Annotated in this window: 10 protein-coding genes; 2 read left to right on the top strand and 8 right to left on the bottom strand. The window is 71.8% G+C overall.

Annotated features, from left to right (window positions below):
• Window positions 1-80 precede the first annotated feature (80 nt).
• Window positions 81-845: an SDR family NAD(P)-dependent oxidoreductase gene (locus POL25_RS19950; protein ID WP_272087697.1), complete on the top strand. Its 765-nt coding sequence runs from the start codon at window positions 81-83 to the stop codon at window positions 843-845.
• A 97-nt stretch (window positions 846-942) separates the two neighbouring features.
• Here POL25_RS19950 and POL25_RS19945 read toward each other — a convergent pair whose 3' ends face one another.
• The 5 genes from POL25_RS19945 to POL25_RS19925 all read right to left on the bottom strand — a co-directional run bounded on the left by POL25_RS19945 (window position 943) and on the right by POL25_RS19925 (window position 11,051).
• Window positions 943-6,285 (bottom strand): hypothetical protein, encoded by a 5,343-nt coding sequence (locus POL25_RS19945; RefSeq protein ID WP_272087696.1) that lies wholly within the window; start codon window positions 6,283-6,285, stop codon window positions 943-945.
• A gap of 12 nt (window positions 6,286-6,297) precedes the next feature.
• Entirely contained in the window at window positions 6,298-6,933 is a 636-nt protein-coding gene (locus tag POL25_RS19940; protein ID WP_272087695.1) for a peptidoglycan-binding domain-containing protein, read from the bottom strand.
• 565 nt (window positions 6,934-7,498) lie between these two features.
• Window positions 7,499-8,584 (bottom strand): S41 family peptidase, encoded by a 1,086-nt coding sequence (locus POL25_RS19935; RefSeq protein WP_272087694.1) that lies wholly within the window; start codon window positions 8,582-8,584, stop codon window positions 7,499-7,501.
• A 57-nt stretch (window positions 8,585-8,641) separates the two neighbouring features.
• Entirely contained in the window at window positions 8,642-9,577 is a 936-nt protein-coding gene (locus tag POL25_RS19930) for a TetR/AcrR family transcriptional regulator (protein ID WP_272087693.1), read from the bottom strand.
• Between the two features lie 154 nt (window positions 9,578-9,731).
• Window positions 9,732-11,051, bottom strand: coding sequence for a hypothetical protein (locus POL25_RS19925; RefSeq protein ID WP_272087692.1), 1,320 nt, complete (start codon window positions 11,049-11,051; stop codon window positions 9,732-9,734).
• Between the two features lie 347 nt (window positions 11,052-11,398).
• Here POL25_RS19925 and POL25_RS19920 point away from each other — a divergent pair, with 347 nt between their 5' ends.
• Window positions 11,399-12,379, top strand: coding sequence for a phosphatase PAP2 family protein (locus tag POL25_RS19920; RefSeq protein WP_272087691.1), 981 nt, complete (start codon window positions 11,399-11,401; stop codon window positions 12,377-12,379).
• 45 nt (window positions 12,380-12,424) lie between these two features.
• Here the strand turns inward: POL25_RS19920 and POL25_RS19915 are convergent, their stop codons facing one another.
• The 3 genes from POL25_RS19915 to POL25_RS19905 form a co-directional block, all read right to left on the bottom strand.
• A complete protein-coding gene (locus POL25_RS19915; protein WP_272087690.1) occupies window positions 12,425-12,976 on the bottom strand; it encodes a hypothetical protein in 552 nt (183 codons plus the stop codon).
• Between the two features lie 335 nt (window positions 12,977-13,311).
• Complete coding sequence (locus tag POL25_RS19910; RefSeq protein WP_272087689.1) at window positions 13,312-14,292, bottom strand: hypothetical protein; 981 nt, start codon at window positions 14,290-14,292, stop codon at window positions 13,312-13,314.
• 68 nt (window positions 14,293-14,360) lie between these two features.
• The gene (locus POL25_RS19905) at window positions 14,361-15,266 is read right to left on the bottom strand and encodes a ribulose phosphate epimerase (RefSeq protein ID WP_272087688.1); all 906 of its coding nucleotides are present in this window, start codon (window positions 15,264-15,266) and stop codon (window positions 14,361-14,363) included.
• Between the last annotated feature and the right edge of the window lie 749 nt (window positions 15,267-16,015).

The raw sequence follows: 16,015 nt of genomic DNA, 5'->3' as shown, positions 1-16,015 counted from the left end.
CGCCGCGAGAGCTCGCCCAGCCCGCGCACCGCCGCCACGCGCTCGCCTCCGGTTATCCTCGGCCGGGAGGACAACGCCGCATGCAATCGTTGCGAGACAGGGTCGCGCTGATCATCGGGGGCAATTCGGGCATCGGCAAGGCGACCGCCTTCGCCTTCGCCGACGCCGGGGCCAAAGTCGTGATCGCCGCCCGGCGCCGGGCCGAGGGCGAGGAGGTCGCCGAGCAGCTGCGGGCCCGCGGCGCGGCCGCGATGTTCATCACCCTCGACGTCACCGTCGAGCAAGACATCGTCGCCGGCGTCGCCGCCACCGTCGCCGCCTATGGTCGGCTCGACTGCGCCGTCAACTCGGCCGGCGTCTGCGAGGACTTCGGCCCCGTCACCGACGTCGACGGCGACGCCTTCGATCGCATGATGGCCGTCAACGTCCGCGGCACCCTGCTCGGCATGAAGCACCAGCTGCGGCAGATGGTCGCCCAGGGCGGCGGCGGCAGCATCGTCAACGTCGCCTCGATCCTCTCGCACGTCGGCACCCCCACCGGCTCCGCCTACGTCGCCACCAAGCACGCCGTGCTCGGCATCACCCGCTCGGCCGCCCTCGGCCACGCCAGGCAGAACATCCGCGTCAACTGCGTCGCCCCCACCGCCATCACCGGCACGCCGATGGTCGACAGCGCCCTCGCTCACTTCCCCGCCGTGATGGAGCCCGTGATCGCCGCCATCCCGATGGGCCGCCCCGGCCGCGCCGACGAGGTCGGCCGCGCCATCGCCTGGCTGTCCAGCGACGACGCCTCGTTCATCACCGGCCACTCGCTCGCGCTCGACGGCGCCCAGCTGTCGGCCTGAGCGAGGCTGCCCCGAAGAGCATGTCCTTGTGGACATGCTCTCCACGACATGTCATTCACGATATGTCATTGTAGGCATGTCCCATGAGACATGTCGTTCACTCGCTGCCCTGCCAGGCGAACACCTGCAGCTCGGTCGGGTAGTACAGCTCGACCCCCGCGTCGCGCGCCGGCCTCGCTTCATCGATCGTGGCGTCCAGCACCGCCCGCAGCTCGTCCTCCGGCGCGAGCGGCTCGATCCGGATCTTCGTCGCCCAGCCCGGCCCGGCGATCTCGCCCTCGACGAGCCCCTCCCAGCGGACCCGCCAGCGTCCTTTCAGCGACCAGTCGACGCGGCGGAGCACCGCCACGCAGCGGTCGGCGGCGTAGCTGGCCGCGCGGAACTCGGTCTTGTTCGACGCCGCCGCCCCGATGCAATTGGTCCACACGCACAGATAGGCGCGGAAGTCGTGCTCGTAGCGGATCCGGGTCAGCAGCGCCTCTGGCTGGCCCGGGTAGTGGACGAAGAACTCGGTCGCCGGGGCGTCGAGCGCCTCGACCCGGAGCTCCAACCCGTGGGCGTTCCAGACCTCCTCGAACTTGCTGTTCCCCAGCACCGAGTCGGCGCCGCCCTGGCCCATGAGGCCCGTGTCCAGGATCGGCGTGTCGACCCCGACGTCCTGCTCGAGCGCGATAGCGACGTCGGCGCCGACGAAGTAGCTGTCCCCTGCGTCGGCGCCGGGCATGAACGGGCGCAGGATCGACGCGCCCTCCTTGTTGTGCACGTGGCCCAGCTCGATCTGCCGCCCGCCCTCGTAGCGCGAGCGCACCAGCACGTGGGTCAAGTTCTGCACCCACCCTGCCGCCACCTGATCGAGGCCGCGACGCCCCCTCGGCCCGCCGCTGATCAGGCGCACCTTGCCGCGCAGGCGCACGCACGGCTGGGCCCCGAAGTCACCGCTCTTGATCCGCACGATCTGCGGCTGCCCAAACTCGCGGGCCATCGCGTTGTCGATCGAATCCCCGTCGATCTCGTGCGGTCGGGCTATCTCCACCCCCGCCCGCGACCGCTCGTCCTCGCCGTCGCCGTCGGGCTGCAGCGTCGCAGCCACCATCACGAGGTTGAGGACCGCCAGCGGTCGTCCGCCGAGCAGCGCCCGCACGTGGAACGAACCGGTCGCCCCGTCGCCGAACGTACAGCGCAGGCCCCCCGGGTTGAGCACCGGCGGCGCCTCGTCGATGGTGTCGTCGGCCGCGCGCGCGATGTCCCACGCGACGGCCGGCGCCAGCTCGGCCGGCGCGATCGCCAGATCGACGCGGACCTGCGAGTCCCCGAGCGACCCGCGGATCAGCACCAGCGGCGGGTTCTTGTCGAAGTCCGTCGTGGCGTACGGATGCGTCGCCCGGATCTTCGCCAGCCGCGACGCGCCCATCCGCGCCGCGTCGAACACCTGATCGTCGGTGGTCGCCCGCCGCCGCTCACCGTCGCGGGCGATCAGCAATTGATTCGCGCCCACCGTCACCGGCCGCAGCGAGACCGTTCGCTCGGTGCGGGCCCGCGTCGCCGGCACCGTGGCCGTCAGCGTCACGTCCACCACCGTCAGCCTCGCGCTGGCCAGCTCGAGCTGCTTGCCCTCCCAGCGCAGCTCCACGCTGGCGTCGCGGGCGGCCCCGCTGACCGCCGCGCCGGCCAGCCAGAACGACGCGCGGCCCCTGGCGTCGAAGCGCTCGTCGGGGATCACGTACTCCCACGCGACATCGTCGCCGCGCCGCCGCTCGGCCCCCAGCTTCGCCTCGCCCGGCGTGGCCCGCTCGGCCGCGAACAGATCGACCTTGCCGCCCCGCAGCCGCAGCCGCAGCCGCCGCGTGGCCCCGTGCGGGCGATGCACGGTGACGAGGGTCCGGGGTCGACGCGCGTCCTCGTGATCGAGCAGCACGACGGCGCCGGGAGCGAGCCGATCGGCGGCCGACAGCGGCTGCGGCACCGCCGGCGGCTCGTGGACCGGCGCGTACACGTCGAGCGCGGCGCGCGTGCTCCCGAGCTCGACGCGGGCCACGTCGGGGCTCAAGAGGTGCGTGTCGGAGCGTAGCTGCAGCCCCAACTCCGCCCCCTGGGGCTCGCCCTCCATGTACAGCACCACGCCCTCGGCGCTGCCGAGGTCGCGCCCGCGCAGCGTGTGGCCGGCGAACACGTCGAGCGGCGCATCGCCGTCGGCGGTCGCGAAGAACCGCACCCGCAGCGTCGAGCAGGTGAACACGCCGGTCCCCTCGAACGCCCAGCGCGACCGCAGCGTCACTGGCACGCGACCGTCGCCCGTCGCGGGCAAGTGTACCCCCTCCACGACCTGCGTCCCCAGCGGCAGCGCGATGGTGCAGGTGAGCGGCCACTGGCGCGCGTGGATGCTGGCGTGCAGCACCTCGTCGCCGTCGAACACACCGACCCCGATCAGCACCCGCACCGGCCCCACGCGATGGACCGGCGCCAGCGTGTCGCGGCTGACCACCCGCAGATACGCGATCCTGGCCCCCGCGACGGTCCGCAGGATCTTCCGCCGGATCGACGCCAGGAGCCGCACCGGCGCCACCTCGTGCCGCTGCACCGCCCGCCGCGCCCTGTGCAGCGCCTCGATCAACCCGAAATGGTCGTACCGCTGGTGAAACGCCTCGTCGGTCGCCTCGGCCACCGTCTCGTTCGCGCCGATGTCCCACCGCCGCGGCGCCCCCATCGCCAGCGTCGTCGCCTTCTCCACCGCCTCGGCGATCGTCAGGTAGTAGCGCTCGTAGAACCGCACCCCCGCCGACATCAACGCCGCGTGGAACAGGTTCGCGCCCTCGCGGGGGAACTCCGGCGCCGCGATCCCCTTGTCGAGGCACATCTCCCGCAGCCGCGGCTGGCTCGAAGCGATGCTGCAGGTCGACGTGTCGAACTCGTACGTCATGTACTCGTCGGGGATCCCCAGCATGTGCCCGAATTCGTGGACGAGCGCGCAGTAGGCCGTCCGCCCGACCATCACCTGCGAGTACTCGGCGTCGTCGGTGTAACCGATCTCGATCTCGACGCCGCCCTGCTCGCGGATCTGACCGTCCTTCGCCTGCACCACGTAGCCGCGCCCCGCGACCATCTGCCGCGCCGTCGCCCCCTCGGGGTACGCTGGCGCCGCCAGCCCGCCCTCGCGGCGCAAGTACGCCGACACGTGCGCCGCGCGCTCCCGGTCGTGGTGCTGTCGCCGCAGCAGCTTGCTGCGCTCGCTCCGCTTCATGCAGCCGGTCACGAACACCGGCACGTCGGTGTTGAGCTCGCCGCGGATCGCGTTGAGCACCGTCACCAGGCGGTCGAGCGCGACCCGGTGCGTCGCCGGATCGAGCTCCTCGACCCTGGACGCGAACGGCAGCACGATCCGCGGCCGCGCGTCGGGCCTGCCTTCATCGAGCACCTCGATGCGAGCCCCGGTCGCGGCGAAGCCCGCGTCCTCGCGCAGCGCTTCGAGCACGCTCCGCTGCGCCCGTTGCAGGTCCTCGCGGATCGTCGGACTGCTGAGCATCATGCTCGCTTGATCCTCGTCGAAGGCCGAGGGCGCGAACAGATTCACGCTCGCGCTGAGCGGGTGGAGCATCAGCCCCGAGCGCCCGATCCCGTCGCGGAACCACGCGAAGAAGTGGAGCGAGTCCCGGTCCATGCGGCGCACCAGCGCCGGTTCGACGCTGAGCGGGTTGTCCGTGCCCTCCATCGCGGGCAGGTCCTGGACGTGCCGCCCGCTCAAGACGATGACCGGCGCGGCCCGGACCCCGTCGCAGCTCAGATCGTAGTGCCCGCTCCAGTCGGCGTGGATCCGTCGCGGATAATTGGCGACGATCTCCGCCTTGCGACCCGGATCCCACGCCGCCTCGACCGGCGTCACCGGCAGGAACGCGAACATCGCGTCGATGAACACGTCGAGCCGCGCCCGCGCCGGATCGAAGCGGACGCCGAAGCAGCCGAACTCGGTGCTCGGCACGTAGCTCAGCAGCGCGTACTTGTGTTGATACGGGACGTCGAAGTACGTCCACGCCTGCCGCTTCGCCACCACCGCGCCGGTCTTGCTGAAGATCGTCAGCTTGAGCTTGTACGGCGATTCGCCGGCGCGGACCCGGCCGTCTGCCGGCGCCCCGCCGGCGAAGCTGCCCGTCCACGCGAGCCCGCCCTCGACCGTGCTGCCGTCGCTGCGCTCGCCCCCGGGCGAGGTTCGGAGCTCCTCCGCCGACAGCGCGCGCGACCACACCGGCTCGGCGCGACCGGCCACGAACAGCTCGAGCACCCCGCGCCGCAGCGGCTTCGCGTGACGGATCCGCCAGCGGATCGACTGCGGCGCCGGATCGTCGACCCGGAACGCGAACCGCTGATCCTCCGCCGGCGCGGCGTGATCGACGTCGGCGGGGTAGCGGTACGCCCGCGAGCGCTGCCCGTCCGCGTCCTCGAGGTAGAGCGCCTCCAGCTGCAGGCGCGAGCGCGCGTGCGTCGAGCGGACCTCCGCCGCGTGCTCGCTGCGCGGCACGTCGTGCACGTTCGACGACTCGGGCACTGGCGGCACCGGCCGCAGATCGACGAACCCCGCGTAGTCGATCGCCGGCGGCAGCCACGGCGCGCGCGCGACCACCACGTCGATCTCCTCGGCGACCGGCTCACCCGGCTCGTCCTCCTCCGCGACGTCGTCGACGATCTCGTCCGGCGCATCGTCCAACAGCACCGGCGGCGGCTCACCCGGCTCGTCCTCCTCCGCGACGTCGTCGACGATCTCGCCCGGCGCCTCGTCCAACAGCACCGGCGGCGGCTCACCGGAGCTCTCGCGCGGCGCCTCGCCCCGCGCCTCATCCTCGAGCGCGCCGTCGTCGTCCTCGTCGTCCTCGACGAACATCGGCTTGAAGTGATCGAGCAGCGCCCGGCGCAGCCGCTCCGCCGCGTCGTTGGAGACCCCGCCCGTGATCGCCCGGCGGACGTTGGCGGGCGCGCCGTCGGTCCCGGCGATCGCCGCCAGCATCAGCGCCACCATCGGCCCGCAATTGTTGCTCCCCGACTGCTGCTTCGGCACCCACGCCGCGTGCGTGATCCGCCCCCCACCGCCGACCAGCGCCTCGGCCTGGGCGTTGTTGTGATTCCGGTTGGCCGTATCGAGGTGCAGCAATTCGCCCGTGTGGCGATCGAGCACCAGCAAGCTGTAGTGACCGTGGCAAAGCACGCGACAGGTCAGCCGCGGCGCAGCGTGATCGTCGACGTCGAGCGCGCCGTCCGGCACCGGAAGGATCGGCCGGACCCACGTCACGCGATCCTGCTTGACCCCCAAGAAATCCTCGACCGCGTAGGCCACGAGGTCCTCCGACAGCGCCCGTCCGGGCGTGCGCAGATCGTCGAGGTCGCTCCAGGTCAGCCGGCCAGCGGTCTGGCGCGGGACCTCACGCTTATCGATCGTGTCGACCCACCGCGTCATGTGTCACCTGTCCTAAGAGCCATGGTGCGCCGACAGCCGCGCGCGCGTCTCGTCGTCGACGATCCCGCTCGGCGCCAGCCCCTGCTCGACCTGGAAGTTGCGCAGCGCCGCCGCCGTCTGCGGCCCGAGCGGCCCGGTCTCGCCGCCGCACGAGTGGCCGAAGTTCTCGAGCCGCGCGCGCACGCCGTCGTCCTGATCGGGCGGCAGCAGCCGGCCGAGGTTGAACGTGTACTCGACGGCCTCCGGCCCGACGCCGAGGATCACCCGCGCCTGCCGGGCCGCCGGCGAGATCGGCACCGACAGCCGGCCCTCCCCGTCGGTCACCCCCTCGAAGCGCGCCCCGTCGACCAGCAGCACGTACGGCGTGTCCGCGCACGGCTCCTCGTCCTCGACGAACCCCAGGTTGAGCCGGGCCGGCACGCCGCGGCGCCGAAACAGGGTCCGCTGATCGGTCGGGCACCCGACGCCCTTGTCACGCCGATCGGGGATCACCACCACGTCGCCGGGCACCAGCAAGTTGGGCTCCCGCCGCGCGCTCCGCAGCCCCGCGTTGGCGCCCGCGTTCCACACCGTCGCGCTGAAGAAGCCGTGCTCATAGGCGATGCTGGACAGGCAATCTCCCGGCTCGACCTTGCGCTGCTTCGGCATGACAGGCGACCGTCACGGTTACTCCCCTCTGGCGAGCGCCGTCAATGCTGCGTTCCGCTCGCCTCGCGCGTGATTGCGCGGACCGTATCGTGGGTGCGCGCATTCGGGCGCGCTTTCGAATGACGACACCCGCTTCACGGGAATCGGCCCACCCCGAACTCGGGCCCACCGATACCAATCATCGACCTCGCTACGACCGGCGCTTCCGCGGCCCCCGGGCGGACTCACGCACCGCGCGACTCGCACGACCTGGGCCACGCCCGTCGTCTGCGGAGTCGTCGTCATCGCAGCCGCAGCTCGAGCCGCGAATCCGTCGCCCTCGCCGGTTTCTCCCGAGCTCGCCCTGGGCCCCACGCCCGTCGTCTGCGGCGTGGTCATCATCGCAGCCGCGGCTCGAGCCACGACTCTGACGCCCTCGCCGGTTTCTCCACCAGTTCGCCGTGAACTCCACGCAACGGGCCGTCCGCGGGCGTCGTCATCCTCGCGCCGCGAGGCCCTGCTCCATCACGTTCGCCAGTGACTCCGACAGCTCGACCTCGGCCCGCGTCATCCGCGGGCGTCCGCGTCATTGCGGCTGCAGCTCGCGCAGTCGCGCCTCCAGGCCCGCCTTCAGCTCCGGCTCGGTCACCTTCGCCAGCTGCTTCTCCAGCAGCTTGACCTGCGCCACGCGCAGCGCATCGTCCGGCGGCGTCGCGATATCGGGCTGCACGCCCACGCCCTCCCAGTTCGTCTTCGTGATCGGGCTTATCGCCCGCCCCGTCGGCACGAACGCCGAGAAGTGCGCGCCGAGGCGGACCATCTCGCCCGGGTTCGCCCCGCCCCACGTCACCTCGCCGACGATCGTCGCGCGCCGCAGGTTCTGCAGGTTGTACGCGAACTCCTCCGCCGCCGAGCCCGTCTGCTTGCTCGTCAGCACATAGACCTCGCGGCCCGTGTACGCCTTGCCCGGCACCGGTGACGTCCAGAACTGGTGCGTCTCGTCGGCTGGCCGAAAGTACAGGTCGTTCAGGTGCACCCGATCGGCGAACAGATAGCTGCAGAGGTACGCCACCACCGACGGGTCGCCGCCGCCGTTGCGACGGATGTCGATGATGAGCGCGTCCGTATCCTGCAGGAACGCCATCGCCGCCGCCGCCGCCTCGAATCCGCGGCCGGGGAACCCGAACCCGCGCACCTCGAGATAGCCGAGGTTGCCCGGCAGCCGCTCGACCTTCTCGAACCCGCCGTTCATGCGCCGGCTGAACACCTCGAAGCGGGCCTGCTCCTCCGGCGACAGCGTGTCCCCGCCCTGCATCGGCGGCAGCGTCTCCTTGCTGAAGCGGATGTTGAAGTGCGCGTCGCGCAGCACCGCGTTCACGTGATCGGTCAACGTCGTCGCCAGCGCGTGCCCCGTCGTCAGCTTGTCGTACTCGCCGCGCTTGTGGCGGGCCCGGATCGACTTCACCACCTCGTTCGCCTTGGCCGGGAACACGTACTTCGCAGTCAGCTCGCGCGCGATCGCCTCGATCGCCTCGTCGCGCTCGGCCGCCGTGATCGGCCCATCCGGCCCCCGCGGCGGCGGCGTCACCGGCACCGCCATCTGCGGCCCCGCAGGTGACGGTGGCGCCGGCGCAGCCGCTGCCGCCGAAGCACAGCCGAGCAACGTGGACACGGACAACCACCCGAGAATCACCGTCGACAATCGCATCTTCACCTCCGTCGCCTTTCGTCACCCCGCCCGCTCGCGGCCCCGACCCTTCACCCGCGCCGCGACCTTCGCCGCAGTCTTCGTCGTCGCGGCGAGCTTCCTCGTCGCCGCAGGTTCCGTCGTCGAAGTCGTCCCCTTCGCCGCAGGCTTCTTCGTCGCCGCGGCCTTCGTCGTCGCCGCAGGCTTCTTCGTCGCCGCAGTCGTCGCCGCTGCCTTCGTCGTCACCGCAGTCTTCGCCGCTGCCTTCGTCGTCGCCGCTGTCGTCGCCGCTGCCTTCGTCTGCGCCGCGCCCTTCGTCTGCGCCGCGCCCTTCGTCTGCGCCGCGCTCTTCGTCCCTGCCCCCGCGTGCAGCCCCGCCGGCGTCATCACGCTCCGCAGCAGCAGCGCCGCCATGCGCCGGACCTCCACCTCGATCTTCGCTCGCTCCCCGAGCTCGACCACGCTCAGGCTGTACGGCAGGAACGCGTTCGTCGCCTTTACCAGCGACGAGGCCGTCGCCGCCGCGTCGTCGAGCTCGAACCGCCCGCACGCCCGCCCGGCCGCCAGCACCTCCGCCACCAGCGCCACCTCGCGCGCCATGTGGGCTGTCCTTCGGGCCATGTATGCCGGCCGCACCGCCTCGAACAGCTCGTCCAGGCTCTGACGATACGCGCTCACGCTGTCGAACCGCCGCAGCACCCGCTCGACCAGCACCGCGCGCAGCACCTCGGCCGGGTCGCCGCCCCTGCTCGCCAGCGCCGTCAGCCGCGCGAACGTCTGCGCCACCACCCGGTCGATCGACGACAGCCCGACCTCGATCTTGCTCGGGAAGTACATGTAGATCGTGCGCCGGCTGACCCCCGCCTCGGCCGCGATGTCGTCCATCGTCACCTCGCGGAAGCCCCGGCTCGTCAGCAGCCGATCGGTCGCGTCGAGGATCGCCTCCCGCGTCTCGCCGTTGCCCCGCGCCCCGTCCACCGTCACACGGTTGCACACCGCGGCACATTTGTGCAAGCCGCCATTGCACACATCGCCATGTTTGTGCAGCGAGCGGCCACGACCCCCCACGGCCGCCCGCGCCCCCTCCGTCGCCTCCGTGGGCCGACCTCCGCCTCGCGTGCGACCCGGCCGCTCACGCCCGCTTCGGCGGCTTGTACCCTGACACGATCGTCCGCTTGCGCCCCTCGAGCCTGTCCAGCTGCGACTCCAGGCCCTCGCGGCGGGCGTACGCGCGGGCGAGGATCAGCGCCACGTACTCGCCGAGCGAGTCGGCCGCGATCGTCCCCACCAGCGTCTGGTCGTGGCGAAAGCGGATCACCGGCGCCGTCCCGGCCGCCGACTTCGCCCCCGTCGCCAGGAAGAACAGGTCGCCGGACGGATCGGTACCGAGCGGGATCGCCTTCTTCCCCGGATCGAAGCCACGCACGTCGTATTGCCCGCGGCCCATTTCGGCCTCGTCCGCGTCTTCCTCGTGCTCCTCGAGCATCTCCGCCAATTCCCCGATCAGCGCCCGCATGCGCGCCGGCGGCCCGAGGTCGCGGTTGCCGAGCTTCGCGTGCGTGCCCAGCAATTGCGTCAGCGCCTTCGGCAGCCGCGGCTTCACCTGCTTCGCCAGCGCCTCGATCTCGCGCGGCCTCGCCGGACCCTTCGCCTCCACGTCGGCCGCCGACAGCCCCCACGTGCCCATCAGCGCCAGCGCCTCCGCCACCGTCTGCGGCAGCTGCTTCGGCAGCGTCGCCAGACGGATCGCCGGCGCCATCGACTTCGGGATGATCTTCGCCCGCAGCAGCAGCGCCCGCAGCCGGTCCGCCCCCGAGCCCGAGATCGTCGCCGTCCCTGCCACCAGCCCCCGCAGCGCCGCCGCGGCCCCCGGCTCGACCTCGCCCGGCCGCAGCGCGTTCGCCTCCGTCAGCACCCGGAACAGCAGCCACATGCGCTCGTCGTTCCATTCGAGCCCCAGCAACCCCGCCGCGACCGCCTCACCGTCGGTGTACGCCAGCAATCGTGCCACCGCTTCGCTCGCCAGCTTGAACCCCACCTCGTTACCCGGGTTGTACTCGCCGAGCGCCTCGATCGTCGCCCGCGACGTCGATCGCAGCCCGCGGTCCAGCAGCGCCAGCAGCAGCGGGATCGCCGACGGCCCGAGCATCGTCGCCGGCGCGAACCGATGCGGCACCCCCAGCGTCTCCGGGTGGGCCGCGATCGCCCGCAAAAACGGCCCCGCGAGCCGCTCCAGCGGCGCCCGGCCTGCTCCCTCGACCTTGAGGAACGCGTCGAACGTCATGTACGCCACGCTGCCCGGCCGCGGCCAGCCCTCGCGGCACGGAGGCGCCTTCGCCAGCGCCTCCAGCTCGTCCGCCAGCCGCTCCGCCGCCGCCGCGTCCCCGCCCGCCGCGCTCGCAACCGCCGTCGTCAACCGTGCCTCGAGCTCCGCGTACGTCTCGGTCTGCATGCCAGAGACGCAATCTACCGCGACGCGTGCGCCCGCCGCCAGCCGCGCGCGATCGACGCAAACATCGTGCTTCGCCCGCGAATCCCCCGAGCCGCCACTCCTCGCCGCGGACCGCATGGGTTCACCTGTCCCGAAGACCATCTCGCGGCTGCCCGGTCCCGCCGCGACCGGGCATACTCGGCCGACCCGCGATGCCGCGCCGCCTGCTCTCCGCCCTGCTCGTGGTCTTGACCGCCTCGCCGGCCGCCGCCCACCCGCTCGTCCCCGCCCGGACCGCGCTGGCCCCGACTCGCGAGTCACTCGGCGCCTGGCAGCCCACCGGTCCCTCCGCACATGTCTCCCCAGACATGTCCGCCAAGTCCGCCGCACCGACCGGTCCTTCCGTACATGTCCCCGAAGACATGTCCGAAACGACCACCACACCCACCGGCCCCTCCGAACATGTCCCCGAAGACATGTCCGACAGCGCAGCCCCCGACGCTCCGCCCACCGCCGACACGCCCGCGGGCATCGTCCCCGCCGCCGCTCCCCCGCTCCCGCCCCCTCCTCCATCACTCCCGCCGCACCTCATGCGCCTGCGGCCCGCCGTCGACGTCCCCGTCATCACCCTCGGCCTCGTCACCGCCATCGGCATCGATCTCGCCGCTCGCGACATGCGCTGGCCCGGCTGCAGCGCCTGCGATCGCAGCCACATCAACGCCCTCGACCGGCGCGTCCTCGGCAATCAGAACCTCGCCGCCGCCCACGCCTCCGACGCCCTCCTCTACGGCGCCATCGCCATCCCCGTGCTCGCCGACCTCGCCGACACCCTCGTCACCGGCCGGCGCGCCCCCGGCTCCTACCGGCACGCCGCGGCCGGTTGGGCCCGCGACGTCGTCGTCCTGTTCGAGGTCCTCACCGTCAACGTCGGCCTCAACAACCTCGTCAAGCTCGCCGTCCGGCGCCCGCGGCCCTACAGCTACGAGCCCGAGAGCGAGCTCGGCGACGTCAACGCCGAGGAGGCCCGCCTGTCCTTTTATTCAGGTCACACCTCGACCGCCTTCGCCATGATGAGCGCCTGGGCCACCATCTTCACTCTGCGCCACCCGCGGGCCCGCGCCGCCGTCCCCCTGTGGCTGGGCGCGATGGGCCTCGCCGCCGCCACCGCCGTCCTGCGCGTCGAGGCCGGCAAACACTTCTGGACCGACGTCCTGTTCGGCTCCCTCGCCGGCACCGCCATCGGCACCCTCATCCCCCTGCTCCACCGCAACGACCGCGCCCGTCGCTTCTCCGCCGGCATGAACCCCACCCCGCGCGGCGCCCTCGTCAGCCTCACCGGCCGCTTCTGAACCTCTCGCGCCTGCGCGGCACGAAGGCTGCCGCGCCGGCATCGTTCATTCACACGTGGGCGGGGCGTCGGGTGGGGCGCTGGCCTCCGTCTCCTGCAGGTTCGGGGCGCAGAGACCGAAGCCCTCGGGGGTGCAGGTCATCGTCCAGAAGCCCTCGACCCCGCTCGGGCCCTTCCGGCAGACCGCCTTCGCGTTCAGCTTGCATATCGTGAACGGGCGGCACCCGAGATACACGGAGGCCGCGCCATCGGGCGCGCACCACGTGTCGTCCGTGCACGTCATCGGCACCCCGTAGAGGGCCGTGCACTGGCTCTCGACAGCGAGACAGCCCGCCTCGTCCGCCGCTGCGAAGCACCCGTCGGGATCCTCGACCTCGAACTCGTCCGACGGCCCGACGACCAACTCGCAGGCCATCGGGCCGCTGGTGCTCGAACCCGCCTCGGTCGAGCTCGCGCTCGCCTCGGTGGTCCCGCCGCTGGTCGGGCCGTCGTCGCCGGTGGTGCTCGTCGAGCTCGCCGAGCTCGCCGTGTCCGTGGTCTTGCCGTCGCCCTTGTCGCACGCCAGCAGGGCCTGCACGCATATCCCCAGGATCGCCATCGCAGCTCTCATCGGATCACCTCTCGATGCCCGGCACCGTCCAAGCTCTTCGCTTCGGCCGACCTCCCGACCGGCCAGGGCAGCGCCCGAGAGGCCGCAGATCGTCGAAGGATGACCGCCTGAAGAGACACGCTCCCCGGCATCTTCCCAGGTCTCCCCGCCCGCGTCCATCGAGCCGCCCCGGCACGCCTGCGGTCGACGGCGCGCCCTGGCTCCGCTTTTTAAGCCTCAGCCCGGCAGCACGCAGCTCCCCACATCCTCGAACTGCGGCGACGGCTCGCTGCTCGCCGCCTCGCAACACGGACTGCATTCCGCCCCTCATCCCCCTGGTCGAATCACGGCAGGCCGCAGCGTCCGACGTCCTCGAGCCCGGCGGGCGCCTGGCCCATCTCGTAGTACGGCAGGCAGACCTGGCCGACGCCGGGGCAATCGGGGGTATCGAGGTCGCACAGCGGGGTGCAGCAGTTCGTGTCGGGGGCGCACTCGACGGCGGCCGCCTCCGACTCGCTGCACAGCAGGCCGGCGGCGCAATCGGCCTTGTCGCACGCCTCGAAGGCGGCGCCGAGCGAGGCGTCGGGGGTGCAGGCGAACAGCGCGGGGGTGAGCGCGCTCGGGTGGCAGTGATGTCCTTCGGGACAGGTCAGCGCGAAGGGGTCGCAGGTCGGCAGGCACAGCGGGGCGTCGAGGCCGTCGTGGACGAGCACGCAGGCGGTGCCGGGGACATGCGAGCAATCGGGGGCCACGGGGGAACCGTGGCACAGGCTGACGCAGGTGCCGATCAAGGTCTCGGGATCGATGAACCAGCAGGTGGTGCCGAGCTCGCAATCATTGCGGCCGCTCAGCGGATGACCCTCCGATTCGCAGATGCCGCCGAGCGGCACCGGCTGGTCGGGCAGCTCGTGGCAGACTGTTCTGGTGAAGACGCCGCAGCCGCCCCCCGAAGGCGCGCACTTGTCGTCAGAGGGGCAATTCTGCGTCCATGGGTCGCAGGAGCTGGCGGCGGCTCTGGGACAGCCTCCGCCGCCGAGGTCGGGAGGCGTGATGAAGGGAGTACCGGTGGCGCCGGTCGAATCGCCGCTGTCGCTCGTGGTGGGACTCGCGGTGGTAGGGTTCGGCGCGGTGGAGCCGGCGGTCGTCGAAGTACCGCCGGTCGTCGAGGTGGTCTCGACGACCGTGGTATCGCCGGTGGTGCTCCCCGGCTCGGCAGTGCTCGCCGAGTCAGTGGCGTCGGTCGTCTCGGCAGCCGGTTTGGGGCCGCAAGCGCAGGCGAAGGCGAGAGAGAACCACACGATTCGGCGGCGAGACGGCGAGGCCATGACGACGAAATACCACAAAACAGCGAGGCTGTTCCGCCGCGCAAGTTCGCCCTTCCACAGTCGGGACCTCAGCCCGGCAGCACGCAGATCCCCACATCCTCGAACTGCGGCAACGGCTCGCTGCCCGCCGCCTCGTAAAACGACGTGCACACCGCCCCCTCGCCCGTGCACTGCGGATCTTTCAAGTCGCAGAACGGCAGGCAGCACCCGATCGCATCCTGTTCACATTCCAGGGCGCTGCCCGGCCCCCAGCACAGCAGCCCCGGATCGCACGCGTTGGTGAATTCGCAGGGGTCGAACACCTGGCCCTCCTCCGCTGAATACTCCGCCTGGCACACGAAATCCTGGCCGCCATTGGCCCAGTTCGGCAAGCAGCCCTGCCCCTCCGCGCAATCTTGCAGCAGCGGGTCGCAGCCTTGCAGACACACGTGCGCCACCCCCGGGACCCAAAACACGCATACATCGTCCGACCCGGGACAGCCGTGATCGTCCTCGCTACCCCGGCACAGCGCCACGCACTGCCCCGAGTTGTCGGCCGGGTCGACGTCCCAGCACGCGAGCCCGTGATCACAATCATCGACCCCGCTCCACCAGCCGTCCTCGACCTTGCATGGATCTCCGAGCGAGCCCGGGTTCGCCGCCACCGGCGTGCACTTCGTGCCCGTGAACGCCCCCTCGCCCTCCGGCGCGAACGCCATGCACTTGTGCCCCTCCGGGCAGTCCTGCAGCCACGGATCGCACTGCCCGAGCTCCTCGCCGCCGCTGCTGGTCGGCGCCGCGCCCGTCTCGGTGGACTCGCCCGTCGGGCCCGCCGTCGTCGGCGCGCCTGTGCTCGTCGCATCATCCGTCGTCGACGGCGCCGCCTCCGTCGCGGAGTTCGAAGCTTCGGAGCAGCCGGCGACCAGCGCGCCGGACATCACAGAGAACCACAGAATATATCGCTGCATGATCGTCGCGCCGTTCTTGTCCGGCACGTTCGGGAATCATTGGCCTGCGGACCCCGAAGCTCGCTCCTCGACGACCGACCGCGAGCCGCCCCCTCACGCCGCGCTCGCTGCTTCGCACGAAACAAATCACCACGCCCCGTTCGCGCACCGCTCGGACATCCGCGCCCGCGGACGCGCTGCACACCACGCACCGCCCCGCGACCCACGCCAATATTCTCTCCGGCAAACAGCGAATCACTACAGCCACCGTGAACGACTACCAACATTCTCAACCTCCCCATTCGCCGCCCCTCACGTTCACCCCCTACTCACATTCAAGGCCCGCCTGTTCCGCCGCCGCCTTCAACTCTCCACATTCCCCGCGATCGTCTCCCCGCCGGCGAACGCACGCCGCGGCGAGGACTCCCAGATGGCGGCTGTTCGGCGGCCAGCCCTGGCCGTCGAACAGCCGCCCTCCGGCCCCCGCCCCTCCGAGATCGCCAGCGGAGCCGGGACCGGCGCGCGGGCCTCTCACGGCTGCAGCCGTGCCGGGGGTCCGGGGAAGGGTCGACGTCGAATACGAGGCGGGATGGGCGTGAGGCACGAACGCCCATCCAGCCGCTGAACTCGACGACGATCCTTCCCCGGACCCCCAGCGAGGCGCCGCCGGCAATTCGCGAAGCCACAACCGCGACCCTCCTCGCGCGGAACCGCCCCGGCCTTGAGGCTCCCCGCCCCCATCACCGACCTCTCCGAGCGCCGCCTGCGCCCCGCGCTGTTCACGGTCACCTGTCCGC

It is taken from the genome of Nannocystis bainbridge (assembly GCF_028368995.1).
GTDB lineage: Bacteria > Myxococcota_A > Polyangia > Nannocystales > Nannocystaceae > Nannocystis > Nannocystis bainbridge.
The sequence above is the reverse complement of the archived record's forward strand: the minus strand, read 5'-3'. Positions and strand labels throughout refer to the sequence as shown.

Excerpts from the sequence above, each read along its gene's own strand:
- POL25_RS19950 (WP_272087697.1), top strand. The coding sequence starts at position 81 with ATGCAATCGTTGCGAGACAGGGTCGCGCTGATCATCGGGGGCAATTCG.
- POL25_RS19945 (WP_272087696.1), bottom strand. The coding sequence starts at position 6,285 with ATGACGCGGTGGGTCGACACGATCGATAAGCGTGAGGTCCCGCGCCAG.
- POL25_RS19940 (WP_272087695.1), bottom strand. The coding sequence starts at position 6,933 with ATGCCGAAGCAGCGCAAGGTCGAGCCGGGAGATTGCCTGTCCAGCATC.
- POL25_RS19925 (WP_272087692.1), bottom strand. The coding sequence starts at position 11,051 with ATGCAGACCGAGACGTACGCGGAGCTCGAGGCACGGTTGACGACGGCG.
- POL25_RS19920 (WP_272087691.1), top strand. The coding sequence starts at position 11,399 with ATGTCCGCCAAGTCCGCCGCACCGACCGGTCCTTCCGTACATGTCCCC.
- POL25_RS19915 (WP_272087690.1), bottom strand. The coding sequence starts at position 12,976 with ATGGCGATCCTGGGGATATGCGTGCAGGCCCTGCTGGCGTGCGACAAG.
- POL25_RS19910 (WP_272087689.1), bottom strand. The coding sequence starts at position 14,292 with ATGGCCTCGCCGTCTCGCCGCCGAATCGTGTGGTTCTCTCTCGCCTTC.